This is a genomic window from Roseovarius sp. Pro17, assembly GCF_035599575.1.
Lineage (GTDB): Bacteria > Pseudomonadota > Alphaproteobacteria > Rhodobacterales > Rhodobacteraceae > Roseovarius.
On the sequence record NZ_CP141179.1, the window covers coordinates 2,468,546 to 2,488,751 of the forward strand.

General features: G+C 61.4%; 22 protein-coding genes. 9 read left to right on the forward strand and 13 right to left on the reverse strand.

Annotated elements, in window-relative coordinates; all coding sequences use genetic code 11:
• Positions 1–34: 34 nt before the first annotated feature.
• The 5 genes from U3654_RS11995 to ruvC form a co-directional block, all read right to left on the reverse strand.
• Positions 35–382 carry a RidA family protein gene (locus U3654_RS11995; protein WP_324751786.1) on the reverse strand — a complete coding sequence of 116 codons (348 nt, stop codon included), beginning with the start codon at positions 380–382 and terminating at the stop codon, positions 35–37.
• 127 nt (positions 383–509) lie between these two features.
• Entirely contained in the window at positions 510–1,142 is a 633-nt protein-coding gene (locus tag U3654_RS12000) for a hypothetical protein (protein WP_324751787.1), read from the reverse strand.
• A 198-nt stretch (positions 1,143–1,340) separates the two neighbouring features.
• Positions 1,341–2,363: a Holliday junction branch migration DNA helicase RuvB gene (ruvB, locus tag U3654_RS12005; RefSeq protein WP_324755276.1), complete on the reverse strand. Its 1,023-nt coding sequence runs from the start codon at positions 2,361–2,363 to the stop codon at positions 1,341–1,343.
• A 9-nt stretch (positions 2,364–2,372) separates the two neighbouring features.
• The gene (gene ruvA, locus U3654_RS12010) at positions 2,373–3,035 is read right to left on the reverse strand and encodes a Holliday junction branch migration protein RuvA (RefSeq protein WP_324751788.1); all 663 of its coding nucleotides are present in this window, start codon (positions 3,033–3,035) and stop codon (positions 2,373–2,375) included.
• Complete coding sequence (ruvC, locus tag U3654_RS12015) at positions 3,032–3,541, reverse strand: crossover junction endodeoxyribonuclease RuvC (RefSeq protein ID WP_324751789.1); 510 nt, start codon at positions 3,539–3,541, stop codon at positions 3,032–3,034. The genes ruvA and ruvC overlap by 4 nt, the downstream gene beginning before the upstream one ends.
• 372 nt (positions 3,542–3,913) lie before the next feature.
• Here ruvC and U3654_RS12020 point away from each other — a divergent pair, with 372 nt between their 5' ends.
• Positions 3,914–4,111 carry a DUF1127 domain-containing protein gene (locus U3654_RS12020; RefSeq protein ID WP_324751790.1) on the forward strand — a complete coding sequence of 66 codons (198 nt, stop codon included), beginning with the start codon at positions 3,914–3,916 and terminating at the stop codon, positions 4,109–4,111.
• Between the two features lie 587 nt (positions 4,112–4,698).
• Here the strand turns inward: U3654_RS12020 and U3654_RS12025 are convergent.
• The 5 genes from U3654_RS12025 to U3654_RS12045 all read right to left on the reverse strand — a co-directional run bounded on the left by U3654_RS12025 (position 4,699) and on the right by U3654_RS12045 (position 10,563).
• Positions 4,699–5,058, reverse strand: coding sequence for a hypothetical protein (locus tag U3654_RS12025; protein WP_324751791.1), 360 nt, complete (start codon positions 5,056–5,058; stop codon positions 4,699–4,701).
• Between the two features lie 108 nt (positions 5,059–5,166).
• Positions 5,167–6,039, reverse strand: a complete 873-nt coding sequence (locus U3654_RS12030; protein ID WP_324751792.1) for a 50S ribosomal protein L11 methyltransferase — start codon at positions 6,037–6,039, stop codon at positions 5,167–5,169.
• A gap of 23 nt (positions 6,040–6,062) precedes the next feature.
• Complete coding sequence (locus U3654_RS12035; RefSeq protein ID WP_324751793.1) at positions 6,063–7,295, reverse strand: MFS transporter; 1,233 nt, start codon at positions 7,293–7,295, stop codon at positions 6,063–6,065.
• A 67-nt stretch (positions 7,296–7,362) separates the two neighbouring features.
• The gene (locus U3654_RS12040) at positions 7,363–8,265 is read right to left on the reverse strand and encodes a DMT family transporter (RefSeq protein ID WP_324751794.1); all 903 of its coding nucleotides are present in this window, start codon (positions 8,263–8,265) and stop codon (positions 7,363–7,365) included.
• Between the two features lie 99 nt (positions 8,266–8,364).
• Positions 8,365–10,563: a primosomal protein N' gene (locus U3654_RS12045; RefSeq protein ID WP_324751795.1), complete on the reverse strand. Its 2,199-nt coding sequence runs from the start codon at positions 10,561–10,563 to the stop codon at positions 8,365–8,367.
• Between the two features lie 91 nt (positions 10,564–10,654).
• Here U3654_RS12045 and fsa point away from each other — a divergent pair, with 91 nt between their 5' ends.
• Positions 10,655–11,308: a fructose-6-phosphate aldolase gene (gene fsa, locus U3654_RS12050; protein WP_324751796.1), complete on the forward strand. Its 654-nt coding sequence runs from the start codon at positions 10,655–10,657 to the stop codon at positions 11,306–11,308.
• Positions 11,309–11,510: 202 nt separating this feature from the next.
• Here fsa and U3654_RS12055 read toward each other — a convergent pair whose 3' ends face one another.
• Positions 11,511–12,326, reverse strand: a complete 816-nt coding sequence (locus U3654_RS12055; RefSeq protein ID WP_324751797.1) for a lipo-like protein — start codon at positions 12,324–12,326, stop codon at positions 11,511–11,513.
• 194 nt (positions 12,327–12,520) lie between these two features.
• Here U3654_RS12055 and U3654_RS12060 point away from each other — a divergent pair, with 194 nt between their 5' ends.
• The 4 genes from U3654_RS12060 to U3654_RS12075 all read left to right on the forward strand — a co-directional run bounded on the left by U3654_RS12060 (position 12,521) and on the right by U3654_RS12075 (position 15,676).
• Complete coding sequence (locus U3654_RS12060; protein WP_324751798.1) at positions 12,521–13,225, forward strand: DUF484 family protein; 705 nt, start codon at positions 12,521–12,523, stop codon at positions 13,223–13,225.
• Positions 13,222–14,136 carry a tyrosine recombinase XerC gene (locus tag U3654_RS12065; protein ID WP_324751799.1) on the forward strand — a complete coding sequence of 305 codons (915 nt, stop codon included), beginning with the start codon at positions 13,222–13,224 and terminating at the stop codon, positions 14,134–14,136. The genes U3654_RS12060 and U3654_RS12065 overlap by 4 nt, the downstream gene beginning before the upstream one ends.
• A gap of 35 nt (positions 14,137–14,171) precedes the next feature.
• Positions 14,172–14,873: a phosphatidylcholine synthase gene (locus U3654_RS12070; protein WP_324751800.1), complete on the forward strand. Its 702-nt coding sequence runs from the start codon at positions 14,172–14,174 to the stop codon at positions 14,871–14,873.
• 113 nt (positions 14,874–14,986) lie between these two features.
• Positions 14,987–15,676, forward strand: a complete 690-nt coding sequence (locus U3654_RS12075; RefSeq protein WP_324751801.1) for a sulfotransferase family protein — start codon at positions 14,987–14,989, stop codon at positions 15,674–15,676.
• Between the two features lie 38 nt (positions 15,677–15,714).
• Here U3654_RS12075 and U3654_RS12080 read toward each other — a convergent pair whose 3' ends face one another.
• Positions 15,715–16,170 carry a methylated-DNA--[protein]-cysteine S-methyltransferase gene (locus U3654_RS12080; protein ID WP_324755277.1) on the reverse strand — a complete coding sequence of 152 codons (456 nt, stop codon included), beginning with the start codon at positions 16,168–16,170 and terminating at the stop codon, positions 15,715–15,717.
• A 1-nt stretch (position 16,171) separates the two neighbouring features.
• Positions 16,172–16,963, reverse strand: coding sequence for a tryptophan synthase subunit alpha (trpA, locus tag U3654_RS12085; RefSeq protein ID WP_324751802.1), 792 nt, complete (start codon positions 16,961–16,963; stop codon positions 16,172–16,174).
• A 164-nt stretch (positions 16,964–17,127) separates the two neighbouring features.
• Between trpA and U3654_RS12090 the strand changes: the two genes are divergently transcribed.
• The 3 genes from U3654_RS12090 to U3654_RS12100 all read left to right on the forward strand — a co-directional run bounded on the left by U3654_RS12090 (position 17,128) and on the right by U3654_RS12100 (position 20,159).
• Positions 17,128–17,955 (forward strand): PhzF family phenazine biosynthesis protein, encoded by an 828-nt coding sequence (locus U3654_RS12090; RefSeq protein WP_324751803.1) that lies wholly within the window; start codon positions 17,128–17,130, stop codon positions 17,953–17,955.
• 69 nt (positions 17,956–18,024) lie between these two features.
• Entirely contained in the window at positions 18,025–19,122 is a 1,098-nt protein-coding gene (gene ychF, locus U3654_RS12095; protein ID WP_324751804.1) for a redox-regulated ATPase YchF, read from the forward strand.
• Between the two features lie 104 nt (positions 19,123–19,226).
• On the forward strand, positions 19,227–20,159 hold the full coding sequence (locus tag U3654_RS12100; protein ID WP_416384511.1) for a glutaminase: 933 nt from the start codon (positions 19,227–19,229) through the stop codon (positions 20,157–20,159).
• Positions 20,160–20,206 lie beyond the last annotated feature (47 nt).

Sequence of the window (20,206 nt, forward strand, 5' to 3'; positions counted from 1 at the left end):
AAAACAAACCGTCAAGCCTGTTTGTAAATGGATCTCAGACCAGCGCGGCGGTCGCGACCATCTCGATCAGGGTGCCATCCGCGCGCACGCGCGCCTCACAAGTGGCACGCGCAGGCGGGTTTTCGCGATCAAGCCACGCCTCATAAACTGCGTTCATCACGTCGAAATCCGCCAGATCGGCCAGCCATATCTCCATCTTGATGATGTGCGACTTGGCCGAGCCTGCCTGCGACAGCAGCGCCTCGACCTGCGCGAGGCAGGCACGCGTCTGTCCTTCCAGATCGTCGCTTGCCTTGCCGATCTGTCCCGATAGCCACACGATGCCACCATGCACGACCGCCTGGCTCATCCGGTCTCCGGGTGCGATTCGCGTAGGCTGCATGGGATGTCTCCGTTTCATGTGGGGCACCTGCCACGCTATAGGCGCAACGCCCGCGCAGCAATCTCGCCAGCCGGATCATGCAAAGAGGTGGCGCGCCGTTCGCCCCACTTACAGGTCCCCGGCAAGATCAGTTCGCGCGCGAGGCGATACGCGCCGACAGACGCAGCGCGTGCGAGACGTCCTGTGCCACCGGCGACAGCACCGGATCATATGCGGCCCGGATCACGTCGCTAATTTCGGGGCGCAGCATGGCCGCCTCATGCCCCGGCACGCGCGCCAAAGGCGAGCCGTCCTGAAATGCCGTGTCTGACCATAACAGGATCGTCTGCACAGCTTGGCTCAGCGCCAGCGTCGCGGCAGGCACGGCGCTTAGATGTTCGTCCATCCGCAGGAAAACGAAGGCAGCCTTGATCGCGCCACCCTCATCAAAGCGGAAAGTCCGGTATTGATTGGCATCTGCCGCCTCAAGACGCGCAACCAGCGGCTCGATATCGGGAATCATTCGGTCCAGATCGGGCAGTTCCAGCAGTTCAACCCAATCGCTAAAAAAGAAAACCATCATGTTCGCGCCCAGCTCGGGGTCCGTCTCGGCCATGTCGTGGCCTGCCAGCTGGCTCACCGCCTCGATCGCGCCCTTGACCACGGCCAGTGTTGCGTCGTCGACGCCAAACACAACGGGCGCAATCGGCCTGCCCCACCGCGCGCACAGATAGCTGCCATCCGAACGGGTAAAATATGCCTCGATCTGATCCGGTCCCATCGCGACCTCCTGCATGATATCGCGGCGCCTCTCTAGCGCAGACCTGCGCGCCACGAAATGCCGAACTTTGCCACATTGGACAAGTCAGCGCGCCGTACAGGTGGATGACTGATTATTCTCGCCAAGAAAAAGCCAAGCCTAAGCACTTTCATTGTTCCGCAAATACTCAAATTCCAACGCTAACATCACACGCCGAGCCTAGAAAAGTTCGCTCTGCCCAGCAGCTTTTGGCGGTGCGAGGCCCAAGTGGCTCCACGCACGCTGAGCCAGCATGCGCCCGCGTGGCGTGCGCTGGATCAGACCCTGCTGCAGCAAAAATGGCTCGATCACCTCCTCCAGCGCGTCGCGCGATTCAGACAGCGCAGCACTCAGTGTCTCGATACCGACAGGGCCGCCCTGATAGGCCTCGGCGATCAGCGTAAGATAGCGCCGATCCGCGCCATCCAGCCCCAGATGATCGACGCCCAGCCGCGTCAGCGCACTGTCCGCCAGAGCGCGAGTGATGGTTCCGTCGCCGTCGATCAGCGCAAAATCCACGACCCGGCGCAGCAACCGCCCAGCGATGCGCGGCGTGCCGCGCGCGCGACGGGCGATCTCGCGCGCGCCGTCTGTGGCGCAGGGTATTTTCAGAAGTGCCGCGTTGCGCACGACGATCTCGTGCAGCTCATCCACTGTGTAGAATTGCAGCCGCGTGGGGATGCCGAAACGGTCGCGCAATGGTGTCGTCAGCAGGCCCAGCCGCGTCGTCGCGCCAACAAGGGTAAAGGGCTGCAGCTCAATGCGGACCGTGCGCGCGGCGGGGCCTTCTCCGATCACCAGATCCAGCTCGAAATCCTCAAGCGCGGGGTAGAGCACCTCTTCGACGGCGGGGTTCAGGCGGTGAATCTCGTCGATGAACAACACATCGCGCGCCTCAAGGTTGGTAAGGATCGCGGCCAGATCACCTGCCTTGGCCAGCACCGGCCCGGACGTCATGCGAAAGCCGACGCCCAGTTCGCGCGCCATGATCTGCGCCAGCGTCGTTTTGCCAAGGCCCGGCGGGCCGTGAAACAGCGTGTGATCCATCGCCTCGGCGCGCTGGCGGGCCGAGGCGATAAAGACGCGCAGGTTCGCGCGCGCCTCGGCCTGACCAATGAACGCATCCAGATGCTGCGGGCGCAGGCTACGGCCCTCGTCCTCGGCCAGCTTTTCTGGGCGCAGAGCGGGATCTGAATCTGTCATCATTGCACCCTACCCCTTTGGCGCCAGCAGTTTCAGCGCCGCGCGGATCAGCGTGGTGACATCCGCCTCGGGCGCATCTCCTGCCGCCTGCGCGACCGCGCCCGCGGCCTCTCCCGGCGCATATCCCAGGTTGCTGAGGGCCGACAGCGCCTCGGCTTGCGGGCCAGGGCCTGTGGGGATGGGGCGGGGCGCGGGGGGCGCGTCGCCCTCGATCACCCCGGCATCCGCGGCGGGCGCGGCAACGGCTGGGCCGGCACCCATGGCCATGATTTCGGGTGCCTTGTCCTTTAGCTCGTTCACGACACGCTGCGCGGTTTTCGGGCCGATGCCCTTGGCCGCCTTGACCGAATTCCAGTCGCCCAGCGCGATGGCGCGGCCAATGCCGTCAGGCCCAAGCGTGCCGAGGATCGCAAGGCTGGCCTTGGCGCCGACGCCCTGCACGCTCATCAGCAAGCGGTGCCATTCCTTTTCGACCAGCGTGGTAAAGCCGAAGAGTTGCAAGATATCCTCGCGCACCAACAGATCGGTGTAGAGCGCGGCATGTTCGCCCGCGCGCGGCAACGCCTGCATTGTGCGGTCCGAGCAGAACACCAAATAGCCCACTCCGCGCACGTCGATCAGCACGTGGTCGGCGGCGCGATAGTCGATGCGGCCCGCGATGCGCCCGATCATGCCCGCACCCTTATCTGGCTGGCCTTGGCGATTCGCGCACGGCTGGCCGCGTGATGCGCATGACAGATAGCGATGGCCAATGCGTCGGCGGCGTCCGGCCCGGTCAGTACCGCGCCGGGCAACTGCATTTTGACCATATGTGCGATCTGGTCCTTAGTCGCGTGGCCGACGCCCACGACCGTCTTTTTCACGGTGTTGGGCGCGTACTCGCCAACGTCTATGCCGTATTGTGCTGGCGCCAGCACGGCAATGCCGCGCGCCTGGCCCAGCTTTAGCGTGCCTGCGCCGTCCTTGTTGACGAAGGTCTGCTCGACGGCCGACGTATGCGGCGCATATTGTGTCAGGATCGCGCCCAGTTGCTGAAACAGCGACAAAAGCCGCTCGGGCAGGCCCTCGCCGATTGAGTGCAGCGTGCCGTTCGCCACGTGGCTCAAGCGGCTGCCGTCGACGTCGATCACGCCCCAGCCGAGGTTTCGCAATCCCGGATCGATGCCAAGAACCCGCATGATGTATCGCCCCTGCCCTGCCGTGATTTTCCGGCGCCATTCGCCCGCTTTTGCGCGGCCTTTCGCAGAGGCTTAGCACGAAAGGGGAACGCGGTCCAAGCGGAATGAGCAGACCCGCGTCAGGCCCACCATGAGGCACTGTGATATTTCTGCACCGCAGCATTGAGCACTTGGTGAGATGAGCTGACGGCATAATACGGCATATAGCCTTTAATAAAAGGTTTATGGAGGCATTCCCGACCTATGCGCCGGGCGCATAATGACTATGCCAAAACCGCCATTGCCAGAACGATCCGGGGCATCTATCTGCAGTGCAGCAACAGCTACCAACTTGTCATGACAAGGCGTCATGAAATCAAAAGGATGATTAAAATGGCCGCTATCGAAACCAACCGCTCCGCCCAGTTCCGCACTGCACCTGTCGGTCTCAGCCTGACCCGCTTTGTCGCCGCCTTCACCGCTTGGAACGACGCCCGCGCCACACGCAAGGCCCTGTCGGTCCTCTCGGATCGCGAACTGGAAGACATTGGCCTGAGCCGCGCCGATATCGCCTCATTCAGCGTCCGCTAATGGGTGCCCGGCGACACGCCGTACAGATCGATGAGTTTTAAAACGCGCGCCACCCAAATTCGGGGCGCGCGTTTTTCTTTGACCGCATGACCCACCAGCCACACCGATCCCCGTGCTCGCCTTTTGACCCGAAGCCCGCATACGCGCCCGGTGTCAAACCGCGACCACAGTTAAATCTCGGGCGAAATTGCCTATTCTGTTACCAGAGCGAGATAAAATGGCGGCCAATCATGACAACTTTCACAATCGTGCGTCGGGGCAGCGCCCTCTCGATATGAGTGAAATCGGATCCAGTCAGACGATATAGATCAACGACGGCCGAGTCGTTCGCCATTAATGTGCCGCGGATCATACGATAACGTTCGTGGCCACGAACGGACAGGGCGAAATCCCAATCGAGGGTCTTGCAAAGGGCGAGGCACAATACCGGCATCGGAAAGGCCCCGCACCGACCAGCAGCACGGGGCCATTTTAATAAGGAGGGTAAAAAGGTCACTCGTTAATAATTTGGTAACAAATTCGGCCTAACAATGTCCTTGGGTGGCCTTGGTTACGGTCCCGAAACGCGGGATCGCAAGTCTCGGAGGCTACTTAAATAGAGGGACCACTTGTTGCACTATGATGCGCGTGACCGGATCAATCTGCATGGCAAAGGCGCCTATCCGCTCGGGGGCGGTACCAGAGGCCAGTGCATTGACGCGTTCCTGATAGGAAATATCGCCGATCTGCATCAACACCAGCACCTTGAAACCGACAAAGGCGGCGATCAGAATAATCAGACTACGCAGCGGCACCCCGCGGCGGCGACGTTTGGGACGGAACACGATCAGGCCGTCACGACCGACCTTGGCCTCATACCCGTGCGCCAAACGGCTGTGAGAGCGACGCACCTTTGTGATGCGAGCCTCAAACCCCTTGGGCGAATTGATACGTGTCATCGTGGACATCAGCAACTTTCCGTCTTCCGGCCCCCGCCAGATCGCATGGAAAAACTAGGTTCAAAATGTGGCAATTCCGAGGCACTGACCCCATCACAACAGCTTTAAGGCGTATTTTCAGCCAATTTTCCGCATTGTGAGCGTCGTCCAGTCACCAATCATTTCGGCTTTGATCAAATTGTTTCCAGCCTGAGTGTAAGCGTCGATCACCTCGTCCGCCTGCTCGTTCAGGATGCCCGACAGAATCGCATGGCCACCGCCCGCGAGGCTGGCGGTCATGCCCGGAGCCAGATCAATCAGCGGCCCCTTAAGGATATTAGCAAAGACCAGATCGAAGGGCGCTGCCGCCGCAAGGTCCGGATGATCGAGTCCGGTCGCCTCGATGCAACGCACGCGACCTTCCAAATCGTTGGCCGCGACGTTGACGCGCGCAACATCTACGGCGACGCAATCGATATCGCTGGCCAACATCACACCCGGCCAAATCCGCGCGGCAGCCATTGCCAACACCGCAGTGCCGCAGCCAATATCAACAACCGAGCGATGTGGCGCGCCCGCACTGGCCAGCCGGTCCAGCGCGCGCAGGCAGCCCTGCGTCGTGCCATGGTGCCCGGTGCCAAATGCCATGGCCGCCTCAATCAGCAGTGGCTCGCAATTTTGCGGCACCTTGTCCGCATCATGGCTACCATAGACGAAAAACCGCCCCGCCTCGACCGGCGTCAGCTCGCGCTTTACATGCGCAACCCAGTCAGTTTCGGGCACTTCGGATACGGTAAACGGCCGCGCGCCATGCACCTTCGCCAGCAGTTCGAGCCCGGCGATGTCAGGCGCGGCCTCGAAATAGCCGCCGACCTCCCATGTGCCGCTGCCGTCCTCGACCTCGAACGTGCCGATGCCGATGGGCTCAGGCATCAGATCCTCCAGCGCGTCGGCCAGCGCCTCGGCGCCGGTCTGGCCTTGCAGGGTGGTAAGCGCTGTAAATGTGGGCATGGAGTGGCCTCGCGGCTGGCGTGCTATTCGGCCGGAGCAGGCACGAGGCGCGACAGGATGGTTTCATTGCCCGGCGCCGGATGACGCGGGATCAGCAGCGCCAATAGCAGCGATATGCCCGCCATGCCAGCGGCCAGCAGGAACACCCCACCCGGCGACACCAGCCAGAGGTAGCCCAACAGCGCGGGCAGGAACACGGCGGCAATATGGTTGATCGTGAATGCAACGGCGGCAGTGGGCGCGATGTCGCCGGGATCGGCGATCTTTTGAAAGTAGGTTTTCAGCGCCAACGCCAGTGCAAACAGCATGTGGTCGATCACGTAGAGCGTCGCGGCCAGCAGGACGCCCCAGCCGAACATATAGATGCCGCCATAGGCGAGGAAAACGATCATCAGGCCGATGTATTCGAATATCAGCGTGCGCCGTTCGCCATATCGTGCGACGGCGCCGCCCATCAGAGGCGCAAATATCATATTGGCCATGAGGTTGATCATAAAGAGGGCTGTGACCTCGTGCACCGCGAAGCCGAATTTTTCGACCATCATGAAACCTGCAAAGACGACAAAGATCTGCCGCCGCGCGCCAGCCATGAATTGGAGCGCGTAATAGAGCCAGTAACGGCGACGCAGGATCATCTGTTTCAACTGCGGATTGGGTGCCTCGAACTGCGGATAGGCGACGAGGGCGAACAAGGCGATCGCTGCCGTGGTCCCGCCCGAAATCATGTAAACAATGTTGTAGGTAAGGTTCAGCGGTTCCCACAGCATGACGATAAATCCGTAGCAAACCAACGTTGCAGCCGACCCCGTTGCCATCAGCCAGCCCAGCGTCTGCGGCGCACGGGCGCGGTCAATCCATTGCAGTTGCAGCGATTGATTGACCGTCTCGTAATAGTGAAACCCGATGGAACTGAGCATGGTAATCGTCAGGATGCCGCCCATCGTCGGAAACTGCGCCGTGATCGCGGTGGCGACGCCCAACAGCATCAGCGATACGAGGCCCAGCACCTGTTCGCGCACAAAGATGATGATTGCGATGACACCAATGGCGAAAAAGCCGGGAATTTCGCGCACCGTGTGCAGCCAACCAATGTCGTGCCCGTCAAAATGCGCCACTTCGATGACAAAGTTGTTCAGCAGCGCCGACCAAGTGGCAAACGCGATGGGCATCGCCGCCGCCATCAGGAACAACAGCGTGCGCGGTCGGCGCCAGAGAGGCATCTGGCGGGCTTCGCCTATGGGAACAGTGCGCGTCATGGATTTGCTTTACGCCCGAGGATGACGTTTGGCGAGAGGCTTTGCGTGGACTTCCAAGACCCAGACCTTAAGCGTCGCTACCCTCTGCCACCTTTCGGCTACGCCACAGGATGAAAATGCCGGACGCCACAATCAGGCCAGACCCTAGCATCATCGGTGCCGTTAGCCTCTCCCCGAACAGGGCGATCCCCAAGGCGATACCAAATATCAGGCGTGTGTATCTGAACGGCGTCACGGCGGACACTTCACCGGTGCGCATAGCCCTCATCAGGCACGCATAAGCCACCGTCCCGGCAAAGATCGCACCCATTAAGAGTGCAGCATCGCGCAGGCTGGGCCAGACCGCTACCTCGGGCTGCCACGCGGCATATAGCGCGCCGGCAAGGGCCATCGACAGAAACCCATAGAGCCCCAACATCAAAGTGCTGATCGCCGCAGGTGCCGCCCGGCTGGCCAGATCGCGTCCAGCAAAGCCGATCATACCCAGCAGTGCAAGAATGGACAGCGGCGAGAAGCTGTCTGCGCCGGGCCGGATGATTATCACGACCCCGGCCATTCCGACGAAAATCGCCGTCCAACGCCGCCAGCCCACCCGCTCGCCAAAGACCAGCGCCGCGCCCGCCACGACAACCAGCGGCGTCGCCTGCAAGATCACGGTCGCGGACGAAAGCGGCGTGAGCGCCAAAGCGAGCACGTAGAACAACCGGCCCGACACCTCAAAGACGACGCGAATGCGCATGGGCCGCGACACGACCTCGGGTATGAATAGCGGCAAGCCTTCGCGCAGCAGCAGGCACGCAAAAACAAGCGCGCCGCCCAGCCCAAAGATCATCAGGATCTGCCAGACTGGCATCGTTTGCGACGCGGCCTTGATAAAGCTGTCCTCGACAGCAAACAGCGCCATCGCCGACACCATCCAGACTGCGCCAAGCGCGTTCGCGCGCCCGTCTGGTAGAATATTGGGGGTCATGCGGTTTCCATGAATAGGCGCCCAGCGGCTGCGGCGCACGAAGGCGCGCTATTGCTGGGTTGCATGGCGCAACCAGCGCAGTGCGTCAATGTTACCCGCTCAGTAAAAACTCTGCGGGTCGATATCAACGCTGAGCCGCAGCGAATTGGGCGCGCGGACACTTGCGATCCACTGCGCCAGCGCCGGCTGCAATGCCGCGCCTTTGGGTGCCTTGACCAGCAGGCGCACCCGGTGGCGCCCGCGCACGCGCGCGATGGGTGCAGGCGCCGGGCCGTAGACCTGCGCGCCGATGTTGCGTAGGGGCGCGTCGGTTCTTGCCAGATGTGTGCCGACATCGAACGCCTGCTGCATGTCGGGTGAGCTGAGAATGATACCCGCCATGCGCCCAAATGGCGGCACGCCCGCCTGCCTGCGCTCTTCGGCCTCGGCGCGCCAAAACCCCTCCTCGTCCCCCGACAGGATCGCGCGGATGACGGGATGCTCAGGCTGGAAGGTTTGCAGCATTGCTGTGCCAGGCTTGTCAGCGCGCCCTGCGCGTCCGGCCACCTGCCGCATCAACTGGAACGTCCGCTCGGCTGCGCGCATGTCGGACCCTTGCAGGCCCAGATCGGCGTCGATCACGCCGACGAGTGTAAGCAACGGAAAGTTATGTCCCTTCGCCACCAGCTGCGTGCCGATGATGATGTCTGCCTCGCCTTCTGCGATGGCGCGTATCTGCTCTTTCAGCGCGCGGGAACTGGCGAACATGTCAGAACTCAGCGTGGCGACGCGCGCATCGGGAAACAGCAGCGCCGCCTCCTCGCCCAGACGTTCCACACCGGGGCCGACGGGGGCCATCTTGCCCTCAACTTCGCAGGAGGGGCATTTTTCTGGCATCGGCTTTGTCTCGCCGCATTGATGGCACATCAGGCGCTTTTGAAAGCGATGCTCGACCATGCGCGCGTCACAGTGATCGCAGCCGATCTGATGCCCGCAGGCCCGGCAAATAGTAACGGGGGCGTAGCCGCGACGGTTGATGAACAGCAGCGATTGCTCGCCCTTTTCGATCCGCTGGGTAACGGCGGATTGCAGTGTTGGTGAAACCCAGCGATTGCCGGGCAGATCTTCGCTGCGCATATCAACAGTGCGGACCTCTGGCATGACGGCAACGCCGAACCGCGCCTTGAGGTCGAGGCGGGTGTATTTGCCAGCCTCGGCATTCACCCACGTCTCAAGGCTGGGCGTGGCCGAGGCCAACACCACCTGCGCGCCGCAAATCGACGCGCGCAAAACGGCCATATCGCGGGCATTATACAGAACGCCGTCTTCTTGCTTGTAGGAGGTGTCATGCTCCTCATCGACCACGATCAGGCCCAGATCGCGGAATGGCAGAAAGAGCGCCGAGCGCGCACCGACGACCAATTGTGCGCTGCCCTGCCCCACCATTTTCCAGCAGCGGCGGCGTTCGGTCATGGTCACGCCCGAATGCCACTCGGCGGGCTTGGCGCCGAACCGCGCCTGAACACGGGTTAGGAATTCGGCGGTCAGTGCGATTTCGGGCAGCAGGACCAGCGCCTGACGGCCCATCCTCAGGGTGCTTGCCACTGCCTCCAGATAGACCTCGGTCTTGCCCGATCCGGTGACGCCACGCAGCAGGGTCGTGCCGTAGGTGCCGCTGCGGATCGCGGTATCTAGGCTGGTGACGCAACTGGCCTGATCCTCGGTCAATTCCTTGGACGCGAGCGCTGGATCAAGGCGACGATAGGGTGTGTCGCGAGGCGTGTCGACCTCGTCCACAGCGCCCTGTTTCACCAGCCCCTTGATGACCGACGACGTCACGCCCGCCTCGTCAGACAGCTCCTTAAGCGTGTAGGCCTGATCGCCCTGCGCCTCCAGCACCTCCAGCACGCGCTGGCGCGTATCGGTCACGCGCGTCGGCTCGCTATAGCCCAGCCGATACACTTTTAGCATCGAGGGCGGATCGCCCAATCCCGGCGCCCGAGTGGCGAGGCGCAGCATCGCGTTCATCGGGGTCAGCGTGTAGTCGGCAGCCTTTTGCAGGAAACTGCGCATTTCATCCTGCATCGGGGCCACGTCCAGCACGCGGATAATGCTGCGCACCTTTGCCAGATCATACCCACCCTCGCCCGGCCCCCAGACGACGCCCAGCACCTTGCGCGGCCCCAACGGAACCTCGACGAAAGCGCCCGGAAAACAACCGCCCTCGGGTGCACGGTAATCTAGCACGCGGTCCAGCGGCTGCGCGGTCAGAACGCCGACCAGCGCGCCTTCGTCATAAAATTCGGGGGCAGCGGTCACGCGCGCATGGTCCTTTCAGGGTTTCACGGGATGCGCCCATGGGATAAACGTTCCCGCAGCAAACTCCAATCCACCAAGAAGGGCTGCCGCCATGAAATTTTTCGTCGATACCGCCGAAGTCGATCAAATTGCCGAGTTGAACGATCTGGGCATGGTGGACGGGGTCACCACCAACCCGTCCCTGATCCTGAAATCAGGCCGCGACATTCTGGAAGTGACCAAGGAAATCGCCGAGATGGTCGATGGCCCCGTCAGCGCCGAGGTCGTCGCACTAGAGGCCGACGCCATGATCGAAGAAGGCCGCAAGCTGGCGCAGATCGCCGGCAACATCGCCGTCAAGGTGCCGCTGACATGGGCGGGCCTTAAGGCGTGCAAAGTCCTGTCGGACGAGGGCAACATGGTTAACGTCACGCTCTGCTTCTCGGCCAATCAGGCGCTGCTGGCGGCCAAGGCCGGCGCGACCTTTATCAGCCCGTTCATCGGGCGCTTGGACGATATCAACCTCGACGGGATGGAACTGATTTCGGATATTCGCCAGATATATGACAATTACGGATATGAAACGCAGATCCTGGCCGCATCGATCCGCTCGGTGAATCACGCCTATCAGGCGGCGATGATTGGTTCGGACGTAATGACCGCGCCGCCCGCAGTGATCAAGAAGATGGCCGACCACCCGCTGACCGATGCGGGGCTGGACCAGTTCATGAAGGATTGGGCCAAGACGGGTCAGAAGATCGTATAAAGATCAAAACCTGCTAAAATGGCACTGCGCCCCGGCAAAGCGGTTTCGCCGGGGCGTCGTGTCAACAAGCCCTCTAAAAACCCATTAAGTCACCCGTTGTCCGGTTTAAGTTTACATCTGCGGACCTGTCATTGCCGCCAAGATTGCGCCGTGCGCCCCACACCTTACCCGCCCTATGACAAGATCAGACCGAGACTCCCGGTCAATCCCAAACCAATTTGTGAAAATCGAACCCATCTGTGAGCGCCGGTTTGACCACCTGAAAGTAGGGTGACAGATCAAAATCGCGCGGTGCGAACAGGGAATGGTCGCGGATGTGGAATATTTCACGTTGTGCTGCGATATTCGTGGCATCGTCGAAGGACACCTCCGGAAGGATGGGATAGCTGATCGATTGAAATGCCTGCGCGATCAATGAGGAACAGATCGCGCGTGTTGGATCGCCAGACCCAAAGGACAGCATTCTGCGCCGCCATCGCACAGGCAACGGCGGTGTCGGGAGAAAGTAGCGCAGCAAATCAAAGATGTTCCGCATGTCATAGCGCAGGCCAAGCTTGCCTATCATGAAGGCGACCAGAGCAGCGCGTTCAGCGTCGCTCAGCGCACTAGCCCGGCATATTCGCAGATTAAATCCGTGGTAGTTCTCAAGAGGCGAGGCAACACAGCCTTCGTGCATGTTCACTTCGACAAGGCGGGGGCGTTCCGAACCGTCCTTGGGTTCGGGAAGAGCGTCGCCGATGAACAGCGCGGCATGTGACCAAGTGGATTGCGTCACATATTTGATAACGCCGGAAATCCGCTCGTTTCCCTCGACGAGCAAAACGTCACCAGCACGAAGTGTTTGGCACAGCTCGTCAAACTCGATATGTGCGAGCGGCTTGTATTTGGAGTGTTTCGCGCCAAGCTTCTCCGCCATCCTGTGACCGAGATTGCCAAGTAATTTATCGCACGCTGTCTGCACTCTCCCCATCATGATGCCTATCCTCCAACGATGGATGATAAGGAAATATGCCGGCAAGGCTACTGCGCCGTCCACCCAATTCGGTAACGCGCTGTCACGACATCGCGCGCTATTTGTCTGCCCTGAGTTTCGCAGATGCTGTCGCTGTACGCTTCGTCGATCAGAAATTCTACCCGCCTGCCCAAATCAGATGAAGATTTCCCTGCAACCCCATGCTATGACCTTCAAAACCAAAAAAAACGAGCATGAGCATGAGCAGCATACCCAAGATGGATGACCACCTGCGCGAGCGGATCATCAGTGAGCCCGACGTTATCCTAGAAGATCAAGACCTTATGCAGGCCCTGATCGCCGCAAACGAGCGGGCGATGGGCGGCAATATCGTCGATCTGCGCGGCATTGCGATGGACCGGCTAGAGGCGCGGCTGGACCGACTGGAGGATACGCATCGCAGCGTGATCGCCGCCGCGTATGATAATCTGGCCGGCACAAATCAGGTGCACCGCGCCATTCTTCGGATGCTGGACCCCACCGAATTCGAGGCGTTTCTGCGTGATCTGGGCGGCGAGGTGGCGGATATACTGCGCGTCGAGTCCGTGCGCCTGATCCTCGAATCGGTGCAGGATGAGGCCGATCCGGCGGTGCAGCGTCTGGGCGACGTTTTGTCCATCACGGAGCCGGGGTTCGTGTCGCGCTATATCGAAAACGGGCGCAGCGGCGAGCGGCAGGTGACTCTGCGCCAACTTAGCGGCGGCGCGGGCGCGCTGCATGGCGATGCGGCAGGCTTTATCCGCTCCGAAGCGTGTCTGAGGCTCAATTTCGGCGAAGGCCGCCTGCCCGGCATGTTGGTGCTGGGGGCCGAAGATCCGAACCAGTTCACTCCGCAGCAGGGTACCGATCTGCTGACCTTCTTTGCAGGCGTGTTCGAGAGGGCCATGCGCCGCTGGCTGTCATGATCTCGCCCGCCGCACGCGATGCGCTGTCGCTGTGGCTGGATCACCAGCGCGCGCTGCGCGGCGCGGCGGCAAACACCATCACGGCCTATGCGGGCGACGTCACGGAATTTCTGACCTTCATTACGCAGCACAAGGGCGAGCCGCAGGGCCTGGGCGCGCTGGCCGATATCACGACCTCGGACATGCGTGCCTGGATGGCGCATACGCGCGGTCATGACGTCGGCGCGCGCAGCCTCGCGCGCAAACTATCAGCGGTCAAATCCTTCTACCGCTGGCTGGCCGAGCGTGAGGGATTCGAGCCCACCTCAGTCCTCGCCACCCGCAGTCCCAAGTTCCAGCGCAAGCTGCCCCGCCCGCTGAGCGTCGAGGCCGCTAAAAACGTGATTGATACCGCCGAGTTTCAGTCGCTCACCCCATGGATCGCCGCACGCGACCGAGCGGTAATAACTCTGCTCTACGGCTGTGGCCTGCGCATATCCGAGGCGCTGTCGCTGACTGGCGCCGACGCGCCCCTGCCCACCGCACTGCGCATCACCGGCAAGGGCGGCAAGGAGCGGATGGTACCGGTTCTGCCCGCCGCGCGCGATGCCGTGGACGAATACACCCGCGCCTGCCCGCACCCTATTGTGGCAGACGGACCGCTGTTTATGGGCGCGCGCGGCGGCAAGCTATCCCCGCGCGTGGTGCAAAAAATGATGGAACAGGTTCGCGCGCAGTTGGGCCTGCCTGCCACCGCTACGCCCCACGCCATGCGCCACAGCTTTGCCACACATCTGCTGAACGCCGGGGGCGATTTGCGCGCGATACAAGAGCTGTTGGGTCACGCATCCCTGTCGACCACGCAGGCCTACACAGGCGTCGATACCGCCCGCCTGATGGAAGTCTATGCCCGCGCCCATCCCAAAGCCTGATTGCCCGGCCCCGCCATTGCGCTTATAGGGACGCCATGACACGCGAAATCAAAGCACTCTCCGTCCATTTTTTCACCGCGACCGGCATCGTTTTCGCCATGCTGGCCATGCTGGCCGCTGCGGATGAAGAATGGAGCCTTATGTTTGTCTGGCTGGTTGTCGCCTTCGCGGTCGACGGCGCGGACGGGCCACTGGCGCGTAAATATCACGTCGAGAAATATGCGCCGCGATTTGATGGCGTCCTTCTGGACATGATCATCGACTTCATCACCTACGCGTTCATTCCGGCCTTTGCCCTATTCAAATCGGGGCTACTGCCGGGCTGGACGGGCTGGGCGGCGATCATCCTGATCACCTTCGCCAGCGCGATGTATTTCTGCGACCGGGGCATGAAGACCGCCGACAAGTCGTTTCAGGGCTTTCCCGGAACATGGAACATGCTGGTGCTGGTCCTTTTCGCGACCGAGCCGCCCTTCTGGTTCACGCTGACGCTGGTGGCCGTGCTGGCTGTCGCGATGTTTTTGCCGTTGAAATTCGTGCATCCTGTGCGCACCAAACGCTGGCGCGCGATATCACTTCCGATGATTTTCGCCTGGACGTTCTTTGCCGGCTGGGCCGCCTGGGTCGATTTTCACCCCGAAAGCTGGGCGCATTGGGGGCTGGTGGTGACGTCGGTTTACCTGCTGGGTGCCGGAATCATGCAGCAAATCGTGCCGGAGCGTAAGGCAGACGTGTGAGGGGACGCCCGGCTGATCCGTAGATCAGCTATGCGGGACTGAACTGTCATTAGCTGAAATCTTGTGTTGGCGTTGCCGTCTTCTATAATGATTGTGTGAATGGGGGACGGCACATGACCTTAAAGGTGATTGGCGCTGGGTTCGGGCGCACAGGCACGGCTTCTTTGAAAGTTGCGCTTGAAGCGCTGTTTAAGGCACCCTGCTATCACATGAGCGAAGTCCTCGGAAATGCCGGGCATATTGATCAATGGCTCGATGCGGCGACCGGAAAACCCGACTGGAACTCGATATTCGGAAACTATGTGGCAACCGTCGATTTTCCAGCGGCGAACTATTGGCGAGAGCTGGCGGACGCGTATCCCCAAGCGAAAATCATTCTTTCTGTTCGTGATGCTGATAGTTGGTTTCAGTCCACCCAGAAGACGATCTTCAGCAAATCTCTTCAGACGCTCTATGCGGGAACAAAATGGGGCAGGATGATCAAGGCCACGATTGATGATCGCCTTGGGTGTGACATCAATGATGGGGACGCTGCTATTGCCGCATTCCATGCACATAATGCGCGTGTAACGGACGCTTTTGGTCCGGAGCGTTTGCTCACGTTCGAAGCCAAAGATGGCTGGGCGCCGCTATGCCAGTTTCTGGATATGCCAGTACCCGATGAGGCCTTTCCACACATCAACTCCAAAGAAGAGTTTGATGGAGTACTGGAACTGTTGAATTCGCCAACAGGTGCCCAGGCTATGAACGGGGACGGCATGGGCACTGATTCCGCACATGACGATTTCTTCGACAAAACGTAGCTTCCGGCGCTATTTTTTAAGGTTTTGTCTATCTCGCCCTAGATCAACAGCCCACCTGCCCCCTCATGCCGCAGCAGCCAAACCTTCGTCTCGACCCCGCCCTTGCCGGAAAATCCGCCAAGACCGCTGGTGCCCAGCACCCTGTGACATGGGATGATAATTGGGATTGGATTGCCGCCGCAGCCGGTGCCGATAGCCTGCGCTGGCACCTTCAGCGTGCGTGCCAAGTCGCCGTAGCTGCGCGTTTCACCGTGCGGAATGGCCGCGATGGCATCGCAGACCTGTCGCTGAAAATCGGTGCCGCGTATGCGGACGGGCAGATCGAACTGTGTTAATTCGCCTGCGAAATACGCGCTGAGTTGCTCGAGCGCGCGGCGCAGCAATGGCGTATCGTCCGGCATGAACGCGTCGTGCCAATCAAGCGCGGTGATCGCGCCATTTTCCTCGGTGACGCACAGCGGCCCCAAAGGCGTGTTGAGGGACGCGCTGAGCATTTCAGGCTGAGTGCGCGCCGTCGGCCAATCCTTTGACAAACTCCAGCACCTTTGTCGGGTTGTCGCCTGCTGCCAGCTTGCTGACGATGGCCGATCCGACAACCGCGCCATCTGCGACCGACGCGATGGCCCTGGACGTCTCGGGCGTGCGAATACCAAAGCCGACGATCACGGGCAGATCGGTCTGCGCCTTGATGCGTGCCACCTCAGGCGCGACATCGCCCGCCTCGGCCGCTGCCGCACCGGTAATGCCGGTGATCGAGACATAGTAGACGAAGCCCGACGTGTTTTGCAGCACCTTCGGCAGTCGCTTGTCATCGGTCGTAGGGGTGGCGAGGCGGATGAAATTGAGGCCCGCTGCCTGCGCCGGGATGCACAGCTCTTCGTCCTCCTCCGGTGGCAGATCGACGACGATCAGACCGTCGATACCCGCCTCCTTGGCATCAATCAGGAATTGCGGGACACCATGATTGTGGATCGGATTGTAATACCCCATCAACACGATGGGCGTCGTATCGTCGTCCTTGCGAAACTCTCGCGCCAGTTTCAGCGTGCGCTTTAGCGTCATACCCGCCTTGAGCGCGCGTTGCCCGGCCAACTGGATCGTTTCGCCATCAGCCATCGGATCGGTAAAGGGCAAGCCCAGCTCGATGATGTCGACACCGGCGGCAGGCATCCCCCTGACCACCTCCAGAGAGGTGTCGAAATCCGGGTCGCCAGCCATAACGTAGGCCACGAACGCCTTTTTCCCGGCGGCTTTCAACTCGGCGAATTTGGCGTCGATACGGCTCATGATGGTCCCCTTTGGTGTTGCTCTTCCTTTGCGGCTTTGCGCGGCAAAAATCAATGGTCACGGCGCGATTTTCCGCCCACGCGCGATGGGGGCGATCACAAATAGGAATTTGCGCGGATGGTTGGCGGCGATCATGCTGTCTAGGCCAGCCACAGGAGAGTCTAATGACCATTCAAAAACTCGCAGCCTTCACCCTAGACGGCGTTGGCGGCAATCCTGCCGGCGTCATGTTGACCGATACCCTTCCGCCCAAAGCCGAGATGCAGAGGATCGCGGCCGAGGTCGGATTCTCCGAGACCGCCTTTGCGGCCCCTAACACCGGCGGCTTTCGTGTCAGATACTTCGCGCCTCATGGCGAAGTACCATTCTGCGGCCATGCCACCATCGCGCTGGGGGCAGCACTTGGTGAGGCCCACGGGCCGGGCCGCCATGCGCTTACGCTGAACCACGCCGCGATCACGGTCGAGGCCTACGAGGAAGGCGGCATATGGGGCGCGCGCCTGACCTCGCCGGGCACATCCCATCGCGCAGTGCCGCAGGATGTGCTGGCCGCCACGTTGACGCTGTTTGGTCTGAAAGACTCCGATCTGGCAGCAGATCTGCCACCCGCGCTGGTGAATGGTGGGGCCGAACACCTGCTATTGCCTCTCGCGCGGGCGCAGTTACTGCGGGACATGAAGTATGATTTCGACGCTGGCGCCGCGTTCATGCAGGCTCATGATCTGGTCACAATCAACCTGATCTGGCGCGAGCGCGCGAACCTCATCCATGCTAGAAACGCCTTCGCCGGACACGGCGTTTACGAGGATCCGGCGACCGGCGCGGCGGCGGCGGCGCTTGCGGGGTATCTGCGGGACACCGGCGTGCATGCAGGGCCATTCGAGTTAATTCAAGGCGTTGACATGGGCGTACCCTCGCGCCTGAGGGTTGCGGCGCAAGAGGGCCGCGCCGCACCGGTCGAGGTTGCCGGGCTGACGCGGCTGCTGGACTGACGGCAAACCGCCTTGCGTGCAGCCCTCAAGCGGCCTAGATACGGCGCTGCTATCAAAAGGAGCGGCGTCATGGGTTTCAAAATGGGTATCGTCGGGCTGCCGAATGTCGGCAAGTCCACACTCTTCAACGCATTGACGCGCACCGCTGCCGCGCAGGCCGCCAACTTCCCCTTCTGCACGATCGAACCGAATGTCGGTGATGTGGCCGTACCTGATCCGCGGCTGGACAAGCTGGCGGGGATCGCGGGCAGCAAGCAGACCATCCCCACGCGCATGACCTTTGTGGATATCGCGGGCCTCGTCAAAGGGGCCAGCAAGGGCGAGGGTTTGGGCAACCAGTTCCTCGCCAACATCCGCGAGGTGGACGCCATCGCCCACGTGCTGCGCTGCTTTGAGGACGGTGATGTCACTCATGTCGAGAACCGCATCGATCCGGTGGCCGACGCCGAGACGGTCGAGACCGAGTTGATGCTGGCCGATATCGAGAGCATCGAAAAGCGGATGCAGAACATCACCCGCAAGGTGCGTGGCGGCGACAAGGAGGCAATCCAGCAGGAACGCCTGCTGAAGGCCGCTATGGCCGCGCTGGAGCAGGGGCGCCCTGCCCGCACGGTTGAGGTCGACGACGAGGATCGCCGCGCATGGAAGCTGCTGCAACTCTTGACGACCAAGCCGGTTCTTTATGTCTGCAACGTTGGGGAATCCGACGCTGCCGAGGGGAATGCCCTGTCGGCCAAAGTCGCCGAAATGGCCGCCGCCGAGGGCAATTCGGCTGTCGTCATCAGCGCCCAGATCGAAGAGGAAATCAGCCAGCTTGACGCGGACGAGGCCGAGATGTTCCTGACCGAAATGGGTCTGGACGAGGCCGGACTGTCGCGCCTGATCAAGGCGGGTTACGAATTGCTGCACCTTGAGACCTACTTTACCGTCGGCCCCAAGGAGGCGCGCGCTTGGACGATCCGCGCCGGCACCTCCGCGCCCAAGGCCGCTGGCGTGATCCATGGCGATTTCGAGCGTGGATTCATCCGTGCCGAAACCATCGCCTATGACGATTTCACCTCGCTGGGAGGTGAGCAGGCAGCCAAGGAAGCAGGCAAGATGCGCGCCGAGGGCAAATCCTATATCGTCAAAGACGGTGACGTGCTGCATTTTCTGTTCAACACCTAAGGCACGCCGTGCAACGGTTGGACGTCAAGTGATCGTCAACCCGGTCGAGCAGATTTCGCAACCACAGCCGGATAGTCCTGCACCGGCGCTTTCGAGGCCCGCACATGAGCCCCACCTTCCCCGAAGGATTGCAAGACTTCCTGCATGATCTCGACCGCCAGATGCACGAGGATGCCAACTGGGGCATACCCGCCTCTTACATCCCCGAACTGGCAGCGGTGGACCCTGCGCAATTCGCCATCTCGGTCGCCATGGCGGACGGGCGCACCATATCCGCCGGTTCCCACACCAAACGGTTCTCGATCCAGAGCGTGTCAAAGGTATTCACCCTCGCAGCAGCGTTGGGCCGGATTGGCGACTCCCTATGGTCGCGCGTCGGGCGCGAGCCGTCGGGAACGGCGTTCAACTCCATCGCGCTGCTCGAAAAGGAACAGGGCCGCCCGCGCAATCCCTTCATCAACGCAGGCGCCATCGTGACGACCGACGCTTTGCTGGACGGACGTCAACCGCGCGAGGCGCTGGCCGAGCTGATCCAGTTCATCCGCGCCGCCGCCGAGGATGATGACATCCACATCGACAAGCATGTCGCCGCCTCGGAGGAAGCGACGGGCCATCGCAACGCGGCGCTGGCGCATTACCTCTATTCCTTTGACAACCTGCGCAACGAGCCTGATCTGACCTTGGGCACCTACATGCATCAATGCGCCATCGCCATGACGACCGATCAGTTGGCGCAATCAGGGCGAATGCTGGCGGGGCTGGACGGCGCGCCGCGTTTGATTTCGGATCGACGCGCGCGGCGCATCAACGCGCTGATGATGACCTGCGGGCATTACGACGGCTCGGGCGATTTTGCCTATCGCGTTGGCCTGCCGGGCAAAAGCGGCGTGGGCGGCGGCATACTGATGATCGCACCGGGCAAGGCGTCGATTGCGGTCTGGTCGCCGGGACTGAACCATTACGGCAACTCACACGCCGGCACAGAGGCCGCCCAGCGCCTCACCCAGTTCACCGGCTGGTCCGTCTTTGGCGCCTGAGCCGCTTGCAGTTTGTGTCGTCGCGCCTAAGGTCGAGCCTGCATCGC